We start from the raw sequence: 15,999 nt of genomic DNA, 5'->3' as shown, positions 1-15,999 counted from the left end.
TTATTAAGAAATCCCCGCTGATTTTTAGGACTTTTCCTACAACCAAATCTGAAGTGCGGGTATAGCTTTGTGCGCCTTGGGCCTTCGGGTCAACTTTTCCCTTCGGCATTCAAAGGTGTTTCTAATGACCATTGTCCGCACTCACGCGCTGTCGCCGCTGACGAGCGCCTTGCTCAAGGCTTCAGCCTTGCTCTTACTGTCGGCGCCGGCCGGCGCGGCTACCATCGTCGACGATCAACTGAGCATCGATGGCGACACTGCGCCTGACAGTTATTTCGTCGCGCCTGATGCCCAACTCGACGCCAACGGTGCTAGTACCCAAGATATCTCGATAGGTGAGAACGGCCGGTTGAACCTGCAGCGCAGCAGCGTGACCGCGACCAGCGATGGCATCGGTGTGGAGCGAGGCGGGCACGCCATCATCAGCGACAACTCCAAGGTGATGAGTGAGCGTATCGGCTTGCGCCTGTTGCGCACAGCCAGCGGTGGTTCCAGTGCTGTGGTCAGCGACAGTCACATCGAAGGTGCCCGTGGGGGGGCCAGCGTTAGCGCTGGCTCGGCTTTGCGGCTGGAGCGCAGTACCGTGGTCGGTACTGGCGCTTCCAGCGCCGTCAGGATGTTCGGCAACTCGACCTTGGTGGCCGAGCAGAGCACCTTGATCGGCGCGCGCGCAGGCTTGCAGGTGAACGGTGATTCGGCCTTCCCCGGTGCTACCCAGATCACCCTCGCCGGCACTCGGGTGCAAGGGCTGGATGGCTCGGCGATCGTGGTCGGTGGAGATGGCTACGAGGCAGTTGATGCCGACATCGTGGTTGGCCCTGGTTCTTCGCTGCAGGGCAGCAACGGTGCCATTCTCGAGGTGCAAGGCGGCTCGCATGTGGACATGCAAGTCGACGGCAGCGCCTTGCAGGGTGATGTGCGGGTGGAGGAGGGCTCCAGCGCCAACCTGCGCCTGGACAATCAGGCCAGCCTGACGGGGCGCCTGGAAAACGTCGATGGCCTGACCTTGAGCAACCAGGCCAGTTGGACCATGGTCGAGGACAGCAGCGTAGGCGCCATGGCGATGAATGGCGGTGCGGTCCACTTCGGCCAGGCGAACGATTACCAGCGTTTGACCCTTGGCACCCTGAGTGGCCAGGGCACCTTCGTCATGGATGCCGACTTCAGCACCGGCCAAACCGACTTTCTCGATGTAACCGGAACGGCCACCGGCAGCCACACCTTGCTGGTGGGCAGCAGCGGGGCAGAACCTGCAGCGGAAAACCAACTGCACCTGGTGCACGCTGGCGCTGGCGATGCGACGTTTTCCCTGCTCAATGGGTCGGTCGATGTCGGTGCGTTTTCCTATGAGCTGGTGCAGCGTGGCAACGATTGGTACCTCGATGGCTCGCGGCAGATCATCAGCCCCGGTACCGCATCGGTGCTGGCGCTGTTCAATACCGCGCCCACCGTTTGGTATGGCGAGCTGACCACGTTGCGCGGTCGCATGGGCGAATTGCGCCGCGATGAGGGCAACACCGGTGCCTGGGTGCGCGCCTACGGTAACAAGTTCAACGTCTCGGCAAGCGCCGGCAGTGCCTACCAACAGGTGCAGCAGGGCTTCTCGGTCGGTGCCGATGCGCCGTTGCCGTGGGGCGATGGGCAGTGGAAGGTGGGTGTGCTCGCTGGCCACAGCAACTCCGACCTGAACCTGACCCGTGGTGCCTCGGCGCAGGTCAAGAGTTACTACCTGGGCCTGTACACCACCTGGCTCGATGCGCAAACTGGCTATTACTTCGATGGCGTACTCAAGGCCAACCGTTTCGACAACAGTTCCGAAGTCACGCTCAGTGACGGCCAGCGCACCAAGGGTGACTACGACAACTTTGGCGTGGGGGCTTCGGCGGAGTTTGGCCGCCACTTCGAATTTGCCGACGGGTACTTCATCGAGCCCTACACCCAGTGGTCGCTGGCCTCGATCGAGGGCAAGGACTACCACCTGGACAATGGCCTGCAGGCGCGTGGCGACGATACTCGGTCATTGGTGGGCAAAGCCGGTGCCACCTTGGGCAAGACCATCGACCTGAACGATGGGCGCTTCATCCAACCCTATCTGCGTCTGGCCTATGCCCATGAGTTCATCAGTAACAACGATGTGAAGGTCAACGATCATCGCTTCGACAACGACCTCTCCGGCTCACGGGGTGAGTTGGGGGCCGGTTTGGCGGTATCGCTGAACGATCGATTGCAGTTGCATGCCGATTTCGACTACGCCAACGGCGACCGTATCGAGCAGCCATGGGGCGCGAATGTCGGGGTGCGTTACACATGGTAGGTGCAAAGGGGAGGGCGAAAGCCCTCCCCTTTGCGTTTCAAGGATTGACCCGCGAACAACAGAGAGGCGAAACATGCCAGCCAAGCACTCCGATCAGCTGTCAGGCAACCTGCCGATGCCCAGCGCGCCTGACATGCTGCCGAACCTGCCAGGGGGGCAGCCCAACCTCCTGAGCGTTGACTCATTGCGCACTCCGTTGCGCATCGATGTGCCCAAGTGGCCAGGGTCAGTGCCGTCGCCGGAAAACCCCGAGATCCTGACGTTGCTGTGGAACGGTGTCGAAGTGAATCAGAAAATCATCGTGAAACCGTTCGAGGACGGGGAGGATCTGTTTCTCGAGGTGCCCGTGGCGCATCTTCATGAAGGTGATGTGGCGGTGACCTACCGTGTAGTGTTCTACAACCAGAACGAAGACAGTTCTGCCCCCCTGGCCTTGACCATCGACAAAACCCCGCCAGCGCTGGCACCTCAGGATGCCCTGGTGTTTCCCGACCTGGCCGGCTCTGAGGTGACAGAGGCCTACCTGAAAGCCCATGATGACCGACTGGTGGCCCATGTTCCTTTGTACGATCAGCCATACGCTGGCGATACATTGATCTGGTACTGGGACACCCTGGCATTTGAGCCGGATGAGGTGGATCGCCGCGAGGTCCGTGCCGATGAGCTCGGCGGGCCATTGCTCATCGAGTTCTCCGGGGCGCTCATTCGCGAAAGAGGCGACGGGGCGCGTTATGCCTGGTATCAGGTGCTGGATCGTGCAGGCAACCCCAGCAGCGAGGCCCACCGGGCCACCTTGACGGTCAAAGCTCAGCCTTTGCCGCGCGAGTATGAATGGCCGGAGATCCCGGATGCGCTAGGTACAGGGCAACGTGTCGAGCTCAAGCTTGCCGACCTTGGTCCCTCTATCGCTGTCCAGTTGCCTGAATCGGCGCAGATTGGCCCAGATGAGCCATTCGCATTGCAGTGGGGGGAGCCAGACCTCAATGGCAGCCTCTGTATTCCCGGCCAGCGGGGCATCCGCTCATTCACGGTTCCAGCACGGCGGGTCGTCAACATGAGCGGTAAGGTCATACCGGTGTATTACGAGGTCGAGGTCGGCGAGGATGTGCTTCTGCAGTCCAGCCCGCGCAACCTGAATGTCATCCCGTTCCCGCCATCGTATCTGCCCACCCCCACGTTTGCTGACTTGACAGGCGGCATATTCAAGTTCGGCGAAGACACGCCGGAACCTGACATCCGGATCGTGAGTTGGCCCAAGATGCATACCGACCAAAGGGTCACCATCGAGGTGCACGGTGGGGATAAACGCTGCGCGGTTCTCAGTGCCCATGCCATCACGTCGCAAGAGGTGCAACTGGGCCTTGGCATGGCCGGGGAATACAAGGTACCGCGCGCGTTTTTTGACCAGCTGGTATCGGGTGTTACGATAATTCTGATGGTTTGGCTCAGTTTTGATCAAGGGCAAAGCTGGCCTCAAACACCCACCTTCACGCAAGTGAGCTTAACGTTCCAGCGCGTCGACAGGCGTTAACGCCTGCGTTATTTCAGGGGTAGCGCCACCGAAGTCATTGATGGTGGTAAAAAGCAGGCTCGCCGGGCTGTTGACCTTGTGAGAGGCTACCGCGTAACGCTGGCGCGACATGGGGGCCACCATTTCACGCGCTTCCAGGCGCTCGGTCTGGCCTGCGACCGTCAGTTCCAAGCGGCCAAAGGTGTAGTGAAACGCAGTCGGGTTGTCGACCACAACATAGGTAGTGCCCTGGTCGGTCTGCAGGCTCCACTTGAGGTCGGCCAGCTGCTGCTCGGGCTTGCCTGAGAGCGCTGCAGGTCGATAGAACAGCTTGATGCGGGTGCGCAGGGCAATGGTCAGGCTGTTTTGAGCCGCATCCTCATCGCTTTGTTGAGGGATTTCCTGGGCATTGAAGAAAAACAGCGACTCGCGATCCGCCGGTAGCTGATTGGGGAGGTTGTTGATCTGAACCGTCTGCTGGCTGCCTGGGTCGAGCCGGAAAAGGGCGGGCGACGCGACCAAGGGTACTGCGGTGGTGGTGTCGTCCTGCTCGGTGTTGACCCACGCCTGAACGGCGTAGGTGGACTTGCTGGGGTTGGCGACCACCACCGTGCTGCTCTGTTTGTTACTGGGCAGAACGATGCGAGTGGTACTGATGGTAAGTGCTGCCTGCGCGGCAGCGGGCGACAGGTACAGCGCGAGTGTGATGATAGCGGCGAGGCAGGGCTTGAGTGTGGGCATGGCGGTACTGTGAGCGATTCCGGGGGGGCAGGCGCGCGAACACGCACCTGCGAAGTAGAGTGTGATCAGCGAATGTCGACCAGATAGTTGACACTGGTCCGGATGTGGCCTTCGGTCACGGAGAAGTCGGTTGCTTGCAGGCGGGTGATAAAGTTCATATCGGTGGATACTTTATCGCTGAGCAGGTAGCCCTTCGATTCTGTGTGCGGCTTTATCGCAGCGCCGTCTTCGTCATAAATCACGAGAGTCAGGCCACTGCTGTAGCCAACGCCGCTTTGCAAACCGTACATCTGTCCCGATGGATCGACCCCATAGTTGGGTTTGAAGGTCACGTAACCTTGTTCGCCGGCGCCGATCGAACAGGTCCCTGGATCGACCCGGAGCGCGAACTTCACCTGCCCTGTCTGGTAGCCGATGGTTGTGAAGTCGTCGGCTTTGAAATCGCCCAAGTAGATTTGTGGCAAAGACGGGCCGCCAGGAGTGACCACGTCGATAGGGCACGTGCCGCCCGCCGAGACCGTGCCTTCGAAGTTGATGATGTTACTGGCGAATGCTGTGTTGCCGATCAGACCCAGTGCCAGTGCGGCATAGATACGTTTCATCTGGTATTCCCTAGGATATGCTTTAGTAAGTCGTGCACAACGCCCGGCGAGCGGAGATGAACACGACAGGCTAAAGCTATGCGGGATCTCGAGCTGGATCTGTAGGATTTAGTCGCAATGCCGGGGTGCAATGGCTAAGCGAACAGCTTGTTTGTTACCGCTGCCGTCACCGCTCACTGCGCAGCGGCGGCCTGCGCCAGTGCCTGTTTTTGCGCGTGCCAGTCGAACGGCCTGCCGTCGCGCTCTGCTTCGTAGCGCTGCTCTTCCAGCTGCTGGTACAGGGCCAATTCTTCGTCCGGCATGAAGTGCAGGCAATCGCCAGCGAAGAACCAGAGCAGGTCACGCGGAACCAGGTGGGCAATTTGCGGGTAGCGCTGGATCACCTGGCAGATCAGGTCCTGGCCCAGGTACTGGCTCTCCAGCGGGTCTTGCGGCAGCAGGGCCAGCAATTCGTCGAAACGTTCAAGGAACAGGACGTGGCTTTCCTCCGGTACCTGGTCGGCCTCACCCAGGGCTACCAGTATCGTGCGCAGGTGGTTCAGCAGTTGCAGGTGATATTCCAGATGGGGGTTGGCCATGGGGGCGGTCCTCGGGGTGGTGAAAAACGGGGGCGGAGTATACGCCGGTTGGGGGTGAGGTGGGGATGGTGGTGGCTGTGCTGGCCTTATCGCCAGCCAGCCAGCCACCACGCGATCTAAGGTCAGCGTACCTTGCCGTGTTCCGGTAGCAACTGCTCCTTGCTGAACGCATCCACATCGATCACGTCCCGGCGTGCCTGTTCCGCCGCGTGCAGCCGTTGCCCTTCACCAGGCTGCAATATCCCCCTCTGGACGGCGGCATCGATCACTGACTCCCCAGGTGCCGGTTGTAGCTTGCCCTCCTTGATTGCCTGGTGCAGGGCCTTGTGCAGCGGCGCTGCTTCATCCAGCAGTTCGCAAGCCCGTTGCAGCGCTGCTACCGGATCACCGTCAGCTTGTGGCCGGAAGCAGCCGGCGAGCAGCTCTTCCAGGGCTGGGTCACCCTTGCTACGGCCTATCAATGCCGCCACCTCGGCATCCAGTTCATCGCTCGGCCCGGTATGGCGGCGGCCAAACGGGAACACCAGCACGCGCAACGCGCAACCGACAAAGCGGTTGGGGAAGTTGTCGAGCAGCCGGTCCAGTGCCTTCTCTGCCTGGCCCAGGCTTTCTTCCATGGCCCAGCGCAACAAGGGCTGCATATGCTCGGGCGAGCCCAGATCGTGGTAGCGCTTGAGCGCTGCGCTGGAAAGGTACAGGTAGCTGAGCACATCACCCAGTCTTGCGCTCAGGCGCTCGCGGCGTTTGAGTGCACCACCGAGCAACATCATTGAAAGGTCTGCCAGCAAAGCGAACGCTGCCGCCTGGCGGTTGAGGGCGCGGAAGCAACCCTGGCTCAGGGCATCGCCCGGCACGCTTTCCAGGCGCCCCAGCCCGAGGTTGTATACCAGGGTACTGGCGGCGTTGCCGGCGGCGAACATGATGTGCTTCATCAGCAAGTCGTCGAACTCGCGCAGCGCCTGATCATGGTCCTGGCGGCCGGCCAGGGCCATTTCCTTGAGCACGAAGGGGTGGCAGCGGATCGCGCCCTGGCCGAAGATCATCAGGTTGCGCGAAAGGATGTTGGCGCCTTCGACCGTGATGAAGATCGGCGCGCCTTGCCAGTTACGGCCCAGGTAATTGTTCGGGCCCATGATGATGCCCTTGCCGCCGTGCACGTCCATGGCGTGCTGGATGCATTCGCGGCCGCGCTCAGTCAGGTGGTACTTGAGGATCGCCGACAGCACCGAAGGCTTCTCGCCCAGGTCCACGGCCTTGGCCGTCAACAGACGCGCGCTGTCCATCAGCCAGGCGTTGCCGCCGATGCGTGCCAGCGACTCCTGAATACCCTCGAACGCTGCCAGCGGTACGTTGAATTGCTCGCGAATGTTCGCGTACTGGCCGGTGACCAGGCTGGTGTACTTGGCGGCGCCCGTACCGACTGCCGGCAGGGAAATGGAGCGCCCCACCGACAGGCAGTTCATCAACATCATCCAGCCCTTGCCGAGCATGGCCTGGCCGCCGATCAGCATGTCCAGCGGCACGAACACGTCCTTGCCGCTGTTGGGACCATTCATGAAGGCTGCACCTAGCGGCAGGTGACGTTTGCCGATCTCCACCCCGGGTGTGTCGGTGGGGATCAGGGCCAGGCTGATGCCCAGCTCTTCCTCGTCGCCCAGCAGGTGGTCGGGGTCGTAGGCCTTGAAGGCCAGGCCCAGCAAGGTCGCCACAGGGCCCAGGGTGATGTAGCGCTTTTCCCAGTTCAGGCGCAGGCCCAGCACCTCTTCACCGTTCCACTGGCCCTTGCAGATGATGCCGGTGTCAGGCATGGCGCCAGCGTCGGAGCCGGCTAGCGGGCCGGTCAGGGCGAAGCAGGGAATCTCGTCGCCGCGAGCAAGCCGTGGCAGGTAGTGGTTGCGCTGTTCATCGGTGCCGTAGTGCAGCAGCAGTTCGGCCGGGCCCAGCGAGTTGGGTACCATTACCGTGGAGGCCAGGTCGCCGCTGCGGGTGGCCAGTTTCATCGCCACCTGGGAGTGGGCGTAGGCGGAGAAGCCCTTGCCGCCGTACTCCTTGGGGATGATCAAGGCGAAGAAGCCGTTCTGCTTGATGTGCTGCCAGGCCTCCGGCGGCAGGTCCAGGTCCTGGCCGATCTGCCAGTCGCTGACCATGGCGCACAGCTCTTCCGTGGGACCATCGATGAATGCCTGCTCTTCGTCGGTCAGCTTCGGCGCAGGGTAGGCCAGCAGGGTGCGCCAGTCTGGGCGGCCGCTGAACAGTTCGCCGTCCCACCAGACCGTGCCGGCATCGATGGCTTCGCGCTCGGTTTGCGACATGGGCGGCAAGGTGCGCTGGAACCAGCGGAACACCGGGCCGCTGAACACCTTGCGCCGCCATTCGGGCAACACCACCAGCGCGACCTTGAGGGCGAGCACCACCCAGATCAGCGCCAGCAGCCAGCCGGGCGCACTGCTGAAAATGCCCATCAGCAGCACATAGGCCGCCATGATGCCAAGAATCTGCAAAGGCGCCAGGCGCCGGTGCGTGAGGTATGCCGCGCCGATCACCAGCACTACCAACCACAACAGCAACATAATCGGTCCTCCTTGGAACCAGGGGCTTGAGCCGTCCCAGACAGCTTAGACGCAATGCTGTGAACGGCAGGGTCAGAACAGTGACAGGGTGTGGCGGTGGGAGTTTCAGTTCATTGCGTGCCTGCGCCGGTACAGGTAACGAAGGTCTGGAGTAGACTGTGCCCCTTTGCATCTCATAAGGACGTTGCCATGCTGAAGATCTGGGGCCGCAAGAATTCGAGCAATGTGCGCAAGGCGCTGTGGATCGCCCACGAGCTGGGCCTGGATTTCCAGTCCATCGACGCCGGCGGCGCCTTCGGTGTGGTCGACGAGCCGCACTACCGCGCCCTCAACCCCAATGGCCTGGTGCCCATGCTCGAGGATGGCGACCTGGTGCTGTGGGAATCCAACACCATCGTCCGTTACCTGTGTGCCGAATATGGAACCGAACAAGGCTGGTACCTGAACGACCCGCGCCAGCGCGCCCTGGCCGACAAATGGATGGACTGGACCACGTCGTCGTTGGCCACCCCGTTCCGTCCGCTGTTCTGGGGCCTGCTGCGCACGCCCGAAGACCAGCGCGACTGGGTGGCGATCAATGCCGCGCAAAAACAGTGCGCGCAATTGTTGTCGATCGCCGATCAAACCCTGGCGCACCAGCCGTACCTCTCAGGTGACCAGATCGGCATGGGCGACATCCCACTGGGTTGTTTCGTCTATGCCTGGTTCGAAATGCCCATCGAGCGCCCGGCCATGCACCATCTGCAAGCCTGGTATGAGCGCCTCAAGCAGCGCCCGGCTTATCAGGCAGCGGTAATGACGGCACTGACCTGAACCTGCTTCGATAGTCACTATCAATACATGTAACTGTACTTGTGCGGCCTGGCCTTGCACCATGGCCGCACTCACTGCGCCAGTGAATTGCCCTGGCGTGTCCTGACCTTTTCACTCGGTACGTGACCCGCTATGAGTTCTGCCCTGTCCATCCGACAGTTGACCAAAACCTACGGTAACGGCTTCCAGGCCCTCAAAGGGATCGACCTGGACGTCGCCGAAGGTGACTTCTTCGCCTTGCTCGGCCCCAACGGCGCCGGTAAATCCACCACCATCGGCATCCTCTCGACGCTGGTCAACAAGACCACTGGCACGGTGAACGTGTTCGGCCACGACCTGGATCGTGAGCCTGCTGCGCTCAAGCGCTGCCTGGGGGTGGTGCCGCAGGAGTTCAACTTCAACCAGTTCGAGAAGACCTTCGATATCGTGGTCACCCAGGCCGGCTATTATGGTATCCCGCCAAAACTGGCCAAAGAGCGCGCTGAACAGTACCTGACCCAGTTGGGGTTGTGGGACAAGCGCGATGTCCAGTCGCGCTCGTTGTCCGGCGGCATGAAGCGCCGGCTGATGATCGCCCGGGCGTTGATCCACGAGCCACGCCTGCTGATCCTCGATGAACCGACCGCAGGGGTGGACATCGAGCTGCGCCGGTCGATGTGGAGCTTCCTCACCGAGCTCAACCAGAAGGGCATCACCATCATCCTGACCACCCACTACCTGGAAGAAGCCGAACAGCTGTGCCGTAACATCGGCATCATCGACCACGGCACCATCGTCGAGAACACCAGCATGCGCCAGTTGCTGGGCAAGCTGCATGTGGAGACCTTCGTGCTCGACATCAAGCAGGACCTTGCCAGCGCGCCAGTGCTGCAAGGCTACCCGTGCCGGCTGCTGACCCCGCACAGCCTTGAGGTGCAAGTGGAAAAGGACCTTGGCATCACCGCGCTGTTCGCCCAGCTGGCGCTGCAGAACATCGAGGTGCAGAGCCTGCGCAACAAGACCAACCGACTCGAGGAGCTGTTTGTGTCACTGGTGGAAAAGAACCTGTCGAAGGTGGCCGTATGAGTGTGGAACTGCGCACCAACTGGGTCGCCCTGAACACCATCGTCTACCGCGAAGTGCGGCGCTTCCTGCGTATCTGGCCGCAAACCTTGCTGCCCCCGGCCATTACCATGGTGCTGTACTTCGTCATCTTCGGTAACCTGATTGGCCGGCAGATCGGCGACATGGGTGGATTCACCTACATGCAGTACATCGTGCCGGGGCTGATCATGATGTCGGTGATCACCAACTCTTACGGCAACGTGGTGTCGAGCTTCTTCGGCAGCAAGTTCCAGCGCTCGATCGAAGAGCTGATGGTGTCGCCGGTGTCGCCGCACACGATTCTCGTCGGCTATGTGCTGGGTGGCGTGCTGCGCGGGCTGGCGGTCGGGGTGATCGTGACCCTCCTGTCGATGTTCTTTACCGACCTGCAGGTGCACCACTTGGGTGTGACCGTGGTCGTGGTGTTGCTGACGGCCACCATTTTCTCGCTGCTGGGCTTCGTCAACGCCGTGTTCGCACGTAACTTCGACGACATCTCGATCATCCCGACCTTCGTGCTGACGCCGCTGACCTACCTGGGCGGGGTGTTCTATTCGATCAACCTGCTGCCGCCGTTCTGGCAGACCGTGTCGCTGGCCAACCCGGTGCTGCACATGGTCAACTCGTTCCGCTACGGCATCCTAGGGGTGTCGGATATCAGCATTGGTACGGCGATCACCTTCATGCTGGTCGCCACCGCGGTGCTGTATGCACTGTGCGTTCGCCTGCTGGTCAGCGGCCGCGGCATGCGCGCCTGAGGCCCTGTGCTTGCGCCGGCGCCATTGCCGGCCAATCCACCAGCGCCAGTACAGCAGGGTGGTGAACCAGGCGACGATGCCCAGCACCACACCGCACAACACCGAGCCCAGCAGGAACGGCTGCCATAGCGTTGCCAGCTGGTCGGTGATCCATTCGAAGGTGAGGTCGTCGGGCAGGCTGCGCGGCGGCGTGCCCAGCAACCAGGCGCCGGTCATGTAGGTGACGAAAAATACCGGTGGCATGGTCAGCGGGTTGGTCAGCCATACCAGGCTGACGGCGATCGGCAGGTTGCCACGCACCGGGATCGCCAGCGCTGCGGCCAGCAGCATCTGCATGGGGACGGGAATCAACGCCGCGAACAGGCCCACGCCCATGGCCCTGGCCACCGAATGGCGGTTTAGGTGCCAAAGATTCGGATCATGCAGCAACTTGCCGAAAAAGCGTAAGGACTTGTGTTCCCGAATGCTGGTCGGATCCGGCATGTAGCGTTTGAAAAGGCGGCGCGGCATGTAGGCTCCCCGAGCGGTCATCACGCAAGTATGCCTTGATTCCATCTCAGCCTCGTTCAGAGTTTGTGACAATTGTTGAGCGAGCCTCGGCGTCTTTTCGTCTATGCCTGAGTGGGTCATTCGGTTTCCGGAGCTCTAACTCATGCGCACAGGGATGTTTGCGCTGGCGCTCGGGCTGTTGTGCCTGGGTATTGTTCCCCAATTGCCATCGGTCGGGTGGCTGTGGCTGCTGCTCGGTGGCGGCCTGCTTTGCCTGTGCACACGCCTTTGGCCGCTGGGTTGCTTTGCGCTGGGGCTGTGCTGGGCTTGCTGGTCGGCGCAGCAGGCGCTGGATGATCGCCTGGCCCCTGGCCTGGATGGCCGTACGCTGTGGCTGGAGGGCCGGGTGGTCGGCTTGCCGACGCACACGGCGCGTGGGGTGCGCTTTGAGCTGGAGCAACCGCGCTCGCGCCGCGCTGCGTTGCCCCAGCGCCTGCAATTGCAGTGGTTCGATGGCCCACCGCTGCGTGCTGGCGAGCGCTGGCGCCTGGCCGCTACCCTGCAGCGCCCGGCCGGGCTGCTCAACCCGCATGGTCCGGACCGGGAGGCACAGTTGTTGGCCAGGCGCATCGGCGCCACTGGCACGGTCAAGGCCGGCCATGTGCTGGATGCCGCGCAGCCGGGCTGGCGTGACGCTCTGCGCCAGCGCTTGTTGAGTGTCGCCGCCCATGGCCGGGAAGCTGCCCTCGTCGCGCTGGTGCTCGGTGATGGCGCCGGCTTGGCCCGTGAGGACTGGCAAGCGCTGCAGGCCACGGGCACGGTCCACCTGTTGGTGATTTCGGGGCAGCACATCGGCCTGGTCGCCGGCTTGCTTTACGCCATAGTCGCCGGCCTGGCGCGCCGAGGCCTGTGGCCTGCGGCTCTACCTTGGTTGCCGTGTGCATGTGGCCTGGCCCTGGGCGCGGCGCTGGCCTATGGCTGGCTGGCCGGTGCGGGGGGGCCGGTGCAGCGCGCCTGCCTGATGCTGGCCGTGGTTTTGCTCTGGCGCCTGCGCTTTCGCCATCTTGGGGCGCTGTTCCCTTTGCTGCTGGCGCTCACCGGGGTGCTGCTGGCCGAGCCCCTGGCCCCGCTGTTGCCTGGGTTCTGGCTGTCGTTCGCGGCAGTGGCGACCCTGGTCTATTGCTTCAGTTCGCGTCTTGGCAGGTGGCGGCCCTGGCAAGGGTGGACCCGCGCCCAGTGGGTGATCGCCATCGGGCTGCTGCCGGTATTGATCGCCACCGGTTTGCCGGTCAGCCTGAGTGCGCCATTGGCCAACTTGCTGGCAGTACCCTGGATCAGCCTGGCGGTATTGCCTTTGGCGCTGCTTGGGACCTTGCTGCTGCCGTTGGCAGGGGTAGGTGAAGGCCTGTTGTGGCTGGCAGGTGGGCTCTTGGACGTGTTGTTCCGGCTGCTGGCGTGGGTAGCGGACTGGCGCCCGGCATGGCTACCGCCTGGGTTGCCGACCTGGGCCTGGCTGATGGTCTGCCTGGGGGCGTTGCTGGTGCTGCTGCCGTCCGGCGTGCCCCTGCGCAGCCTGGGCGGGACCCTGCTGCTGGCGTTGTGGGTGCCCAGGGAAGCTGTGCCCCCAGGGCAGGTGGAAGTCTGGCAGCTGGATGTCGGGCAGGGCTTGGCGGTATTGCTGCGCACGCAACATCACAGCCTGCTCTATGACGCCGGGCCTGCGCGGGGCGATAGTGATCTGGGTGAGCGGGTGGTGTTGCCGACTTTGCACAAGCTGGGCGTCAAGCGCCTGGACATCATGCTCGTCAGCCATGCCCATGCCGACCATGCCGGTGGCGCACCGGCCGTCTACCGAGGGTTGCCGGTGGTGCGTGCGCTGGGCGGCGAAGCGCTGGAGAGCCTTGCCCTGCAGCCTTGTACCCGTGGTGAGCAGTGGGAATGGGATGGGGTGCGCTTTTCGCTGTGGCATTGGGCCCAAGGGCAGAGCAGCAACGACCGCTCGTGCGTGCTGCTGGTCGAGGCGCAGGGAGAGCGGCTGCTATTGGCCGGCGATATGGAGGCGGGGGCCGAGCGCGCATGGTTGGCGGACCACGCCGCGCCACGTATCGATTGGCTGCAGTCGCCGCACCATGGCAGCCGCAGTTCCTCGACCGAGGCATTCATCCGCGCCACGGCGCCGCGCGGGGTGCTGATTTCGCGCGGGCGTAACAACGGTTTCGGGCATCCGCATGTGCAGGTGCTCGAGCGGTATCGGCGGCATGGGCTGGCCATTCACGATACGGCGGTGGAGGGGGCGTTGCGCTTGGTGTTGGGCAGCCGTGGCGAAGTGGAGGGCGTACGGGGGCAACGACGCTTTTGGCGCAGTAGGGGTGCATCCCCCCACGCAATTCCCTGACCTTCGGCAGATGAGCCCCCCGCGCGCCTATGTTAGAGTGGCGGCCTTTTTCCGAGGGGGCGTTTACTGTGTGGGAATTGGTCAAGTCCGGTGGTTGGATGATGCTGCCGATCATTCTGAGCTCCATCGCTGCCATGGCTATCGTCGTCGAGCGCCTGTGGACCCTGCGCGCCAGCCGCGTTACCCCGCCACACCTGCTGGGCCAGGTATGGATGTGGATCAAGGACAAGCAACTCACCAGTGACAAGCTCAAGGCCCTGCGCGCCGATTCGCCGCTGGGTGAGATCCTCGCTGCGGGCCTGGCCAACTCGCGCCATGGCCGTGAAATCATGAAAGAGTGCATCGAGGAGTCGGCCTCGCGGGTCATCCACGAACTGGAGCGCTACATCAGCACGCTCGGTACCATCGCCGCGATGGCCCCGCTGCTTGGCCTGCTCGGTACCGTACTGGGCATGATCGATATCTTCAGCGCCTTCATGGGGACGCAGATGACCGCCAATGCGGCCGTGCTGGCCAGTGGTATTTCCAAAGCGCTGGTCACTACGGCGGCTGGCCTGATGGTCGGCATCCCGGCCGTGTTCTTCCACCGTTTCCTGCTGCGCCGCATCGACGAACTGGTGGTGGGCATGGAGCAGGAGGCAATCAAGCTGGTGGAGGTCATCCAGGGCGACCGTGAAGTCGAAGTGGCCGGAGGCAAGGCGTGAAGTTCCGGCGCAATCGCCAGCGGGAGAACGTCGACATCAACCTGGCGTCGTTGATCGACGTGGTGTTCGTCCTGCTGCTGTTCTTCGTGGTCACCACCACCTTCACCCGTGAGACCCAGCTGCGTGTGGAGCTGCCTGAGGCCGTCAGCGCCGAACAGCCAGGCGCAGACCAGGAAAAGCTGGTGGAGGTCACCATCAGTGCCGATGGCGTGTATTCGGTGAACAACCACCTGTTGCCCAAGAGCGACCTGGCCACCCTGACCGAGGCGATCCAGCGCGAGTCGGGCGGTGACAACACGCTGCCGCTGGCCATCAGCGCCGACGGCAAGACCCCGCACCAGGCCGTGATCACTGCGATGGATGCCGCCGGCAAGCTCGGTTTCAGCCACCTGCGCATGACCACCGTCGAGGCTGCCCAGGGGACACCTTGATGGCGCTCGCCGACCGTCTGCTAGCCGCCTGGTACGCCGGGCATCCGGCCCTTGCCCTGCTGCGCCCGCTCGAGGCGCTTTACCGGCGGGTGGTGACGCGCAAGCGCGCGCGGTTTCTCAGTGGCGAAAGCGCCAGCTACCGCGCCCCGGTGCCGGTCATCGTAGTGGGCAACATCACCGTTGGCGGCACCGGCAAGACGCCGATGATCCTCTGGTTGATCGAGCATTGCCGGCGCCAGGGGCTGAGGGTGGGGGTGGTCAGCCGCGGCTACGGTGCAACACCGCCTCGGTTGCCCTGGCGTGTCGAAGCCTCGCAGCGTGCCGAGCAGGCCGGCGATGAGCCTTTGCTGATCGTTCAGCGCACGGGTGTGCCGCTGATGATCGACCCCGACCGCTCCCGCGCCGTGCAGGCATTGCTGGCCAGCGAGCCGTTGGACCTGATCCTGTGTGACGACGGTATGCAGCACTATCGCCTGGCGCGCGACCTGGAGCTGGTGCTGATCGATGCTGCCCGTGGCCTGGGCAATGGTCGCTGCCTGCCGGCCGGCCCCCTGCGCGAGCCTGCCGCGCGCCTGCAAGAGGCCGATGCGGTGCTGTTCAATGGCGCCACTGCCGACCGCCCGGAGGGCTTCGCTTTTCGTCTGCAACCCAGTGCGCTGGTCAACCTGCGCAGTGGAGAGCGCCGCGCGCTCGACTTCTTTGCTCCTGGCCAGCGCCTGCATGCGGTGGCCGGTATCGGCAACCCGCAACGTTTCTTCAACACCCTGCTGGGGCTAAACTGGCAGCCGGTGCCGCATCCGTTCGCCGACCACGCCCAGTTCAGCGCGCAAAACCTGGCTTTCAGCCCGTCGCTGCCATTGGTGATGACCGAGAAGGACGCGGTGAAGTGCCGGGCCTTCGCTGCCGACGACTGGTGGTACCTGGCCGTGGAGGCGCTGCCGACGCCGGCCTTCTGCGACTGGTTCGACAGCCAGCTGCAACGCTTGCTGCCAGGGCCGCGAACGCCCTGAG

14 protein-coding genes are annotated in these 15,999 nt (G+C 63.1%); 9 read left to right on the top strand and 5 right to left on the bottom strand.

Annotated features, from left to right (window positions below; genetic code table 11):
- Nucleotides 1–124: 124 nt before the first annotated feature.
- Nucleotides 125–2,314 carry an autotransporter outer membrane beta-barrel domain-containing protein gene (locus ACIPZH_RS03195; RefSeq protein ID WP_400635085.1) on the top strand — a complete coding sequence of 730 codons (2,190 nt, stop codon included), beginning with the start codon at nucleotides 125–127 and terminating at the stop codon, nucleotides 2,312–2,314.
- Nucleotides 2,315–2,387: 73 nt separating this feature from the next.
- The gene (locus tag ACIPZH_RS03190) at nucleotides 2,388–3,845 is read left to right on the top strand and encodes a hypothetical protein (RefSeq protein ID WP_400635083.1); all 1,458 of its coding nucleotides are present in this window, start codon (nucleotides 2,388–2,390) and stop codon (nucleotides 3,843–3,845) included.
- Here ACIPZH_RS03190 and ACIPZH_RS03185 read toward each other — a convergent pair.
- The 4 genes from ACIPZH_RS03185 to ACIPZH_RS03170 form a co-directional block, all read right to left on the bottom strand.
- Complete coding sequence (locus ACIPZH_RS03185; RefSeq protein ID WP_400635081.1) at nucleotides 3,816–4,565, bottom strand: molecular chaperone; 750 nt, start codon at nucleotides 4,563–4,565, stop codon at nucleotides 3,816–3,818. The genes ACIPZH_RS03190 and ACIPZH_RS03185 overlap by 30 nt on opposite strands.
- A 65-nt stretch (nucleotides 4,566–4,630) precedes the next feature.
- Entirely contained in the window at nucleotides 4,631–5,167 is a 537-nt protein-coding gene (locus ACIPZH_RS03180) for a fimbrial protein (RefSeq protein ID WP_400635079.1), read from the bottom strand.
- 173 nt (nucleotides 5,168–5,340) lie between these two features.
- The gene (locus tag ACIPZH_RS03175) at nucleotides 5,341–5,745 is read right to left on the bottom strand and encodes a PA2817 family protein (RefSeq protein WP_400635077.1); all 405 of its coding nucleotides are present in this window, start codon (nucleotides 5,743–5,745) and stop codon (nucleotides 5,341–5,343) included.
- 122 nt (nucleotides 5,746–5,867) lie between these two features.
- Complete coding sequence (locus ACIPZH_RS03170; RefSeq protein ID WP_400635075.1) at nucleotides 5,868–8,315, bottom strand: acyl-CoA dehydrogenase; 2,448 nt, start codon at nucleotides 8,313–8,315, stop codon at nucleotides 5,868–5,870.
- Between the two features lie 189 nt (nucleotides 8,316–8,504).
- On the opposite strand from ACIPZH_RS03170, the gene ACIPZH_RS03165 reads away from it, so the two are divergent.
- From ACIPZH_RS03165 to ACIPZH_RS03155, 3 genes are all read left to right on the top strand, one after another.
- The gene (locus ACIPZH_RS03165) at nucleotides 8,505–9,128 is read left to right on the top strand and encodes a glutathione S-transferase (protein WP_400626918.1); all 624 of its coding nucleotides are present in this window, start codon (nucleotides 8,505–8,507) and stop codon (nucleotides 9,126–9,128) included.
- 132 nt (nucleotides 9,129–9,260) lie between these two features.
- A complete protein-coding gene (locus ACIPZH_RS03160) occupies nucleotides 9,261–10,193 on the top strand; it encodes an ABC transporter ATP-binding protein (protein ID WP_241803017.1) in 933 nt (310 codons plus the stop codon).
- Complete coding sequence (locus ACIPZH_RS03155) at nucleotides 10,190–10,969, top strand: ABC transporter permease (RefSeq protein WP_241803018.1); 780 nt, start codon at nucleotides 10,190–10,192, stop codon at nucleotides 10,967–10,969. Before ACIPZH_RS03160 ends, ACIPZH_RS03155 begins: the two co-directional genes overlap by 4 nt.
- Here ACIPZH_RS03155 and ACIPZH_RS03150 read toward each other — a convergent pair.
- Nucleotides 10,853–11,479 carry a DUF2062 domain-containing protein gene (locus ACIPZH_RS03150; protein WP_400635073.1) on the bottom strand — a complete coding sequence of 209 codons (627 nt, stop codon included), beginning with the start codon at nucleotides 11,477–11,479 and terminating at the stop codon, nucleotides 10,853–10,855. The genes ACIPZH_RS03155 and ACIPZH_RS03150 overlap by 117 nt on opposite strands.
- A gap of 142 nt (nucleotides 11,480–11,621) precedes the next feature.
- Here ACIPZH_RS03150 and ACIPZH_RS03145 point away from each other — a divergent pair, with 142 nt between their 5' ends.
- The 4 genes from ACIPZH_RS03145 (at nucleotide 11,622) to lpxK (ending at nucleotide 15,998) form a co-directional block, all read left to right on the top strand.
- Complete coding sequence (locus ACIPZH_RS03145; RefSeq protein WP_400635071.1) at nucleotides 11,622–13,853, top strand: DNA internalization-related competence protein ComEC/Rec2; 2,232 nt, start codon at nucleotides 11,622–11,624, stop codon at nucleotides 13,851–13,853.
- Nucleotides 13,854–13,921: 68 nt separating this feature from the next.
- Nucleotides 13,922–14,557 (top strand): MotA/TolQ/ExbB proton channel family protein, encoded by a 636-nt coding sequence (locus ACIPZH_RS03140; protein ID WP_241803021.1) that lies wholly within the window; start codon nucleotides 13,922–13,924, stop codon nucleotides 14,555–14,557.
- A complete protein-coding gene (locus ACIPZH_RS03135) occupies nucleotides 14,554–14,988 on the top strand; it encodes an ExbD/TolR family protein (RefSeq protein ID WP_400626926.1) in 435 nt (144 codons plus the stop codon). Before ACIPZH_RS03140 ends, ACIPZH_RS03135 begins: the two co-directional genes overlap by 4 nt.
- Nucleotides 14,988–15,998 carry a tetraacyldisaccharide 4'-kinase gene (gene lpxK, locus ACIPZH_RS03130; RefSeq protein ID WP_400635069.1) on the top strand — a complete coding sequence of 337 codons (1,011 nt, stop codon included), beginning with the start codon at nucleotides 14,988–14,990 and terminating at the stop codon, nucleotides 15,996–15,998. The genes ACIPZH_RS03135 and lpxK overlap by 1 nt, the downstream gene beginning before the upstream one ends.
- The last annotated feature ends 1 nt before the right edge of the window (nucleotide 15,999 follow it).

This window comes from Pseudomonas sp. NPDC089758 (genome assembly GCF_044748705.1).
Lineage (GTDB): Bacteria > Pseudomonadota > Gammaproteobacteria > Pseudomonadales > Pseudomonadaceae > Aquipseudomonas > Aquipseudomonas putida_X.
This window is presented reverse-complemented; position numbering and strand designations above follow the sequence as displayed.

Bases quoted from the DNA above. Each gene is read 5' to 3' on its own strand.
- ACIPZH_RS03185 (WP_400635081.1), bottom strand. From the start codon at position 4,565: ATGCCCACACTCAAGCCCTGCCTCGCCGCTATCATCACACTCGCGCTG.
- ACIPZH_RS03195 (WP_400635085.1), top strand. From the start codon at position 125: ATGACCATTGTCCGCACTCACGCGCTGTCGCCGCTGACGAGCGCCTTG.
- ACIPZH_RS03160 (WP_241803017.1), top strand. From the start codon at position 9,261: ATGAGTTCTGCCCTGTCCATCCGACAGTTGACCAAAACCTACGGTAAC.
- ACIPZH_RS03155 (WP_241803018.1), top strand. From the start codon at position 10,190: ATGAGTGTGGAACTGCGCACCAACTGGGTCGCCCTGAACACCATCGTC.
- ACIPZH_RS03145 (WP_400635071.1), top strand. From the start codon at position 11,622: ATGCGCACAGGGATGTTTGCGCTGGCGCTCGGGCTGTTGTGCCTGGGT.
- ACIPZH_RS03175 (WP_400635077.1), bottom strand. From the start codon at position 5,745: ATGGCCAACCCCCATCTGGAATATCACCTGCAACTGCTGAACCACCTG.
- ACIPZH_RS03150 (WP_400635073.1), bottom strand. From the start codon at position 11,479: ATGCCGCGCCGCCTTTTCAAACGCTACATGCCGGATCCGACCAGCATT.
- ACIPZH_RS03165 (WP_400626918.1), top strand. From the start codon at position 8,505: ATGCTGAAGATCTGGGGCCGCAAGAATTCGAGCAATGTGCGCAAGGCG.
- ACIPZH_RS03190 (WP_400635083.1), top strand. From the start codon at position 2,388: ATGCCAGCCAAGCACTCCGATCAGCTGTCAGGCAACCTGCCGATGCCC.
- lpxK (WP_400635069.1), top strand. From the start codon at position 14,988: ATGGCGCTCGCCGACCGTCTGCTAGCCGCCTGGTACGCCGGGCATCCG.
- ACIPZH_RS03180 (WP_400635079.1), bottom strand. From the start codon at position 5,167: ATGAAACGTATCTATGCCGCACTGGCACTGGGTCTGATCGGCAACACA.
- ACIPZH_RS03170 (WP_400635075.1), bottom strand. From the start codon at position 8,315: ATGTTGCTGTTGTGGTTGGTAGTGCTGGTGATCGGCGCGGCATACCTC.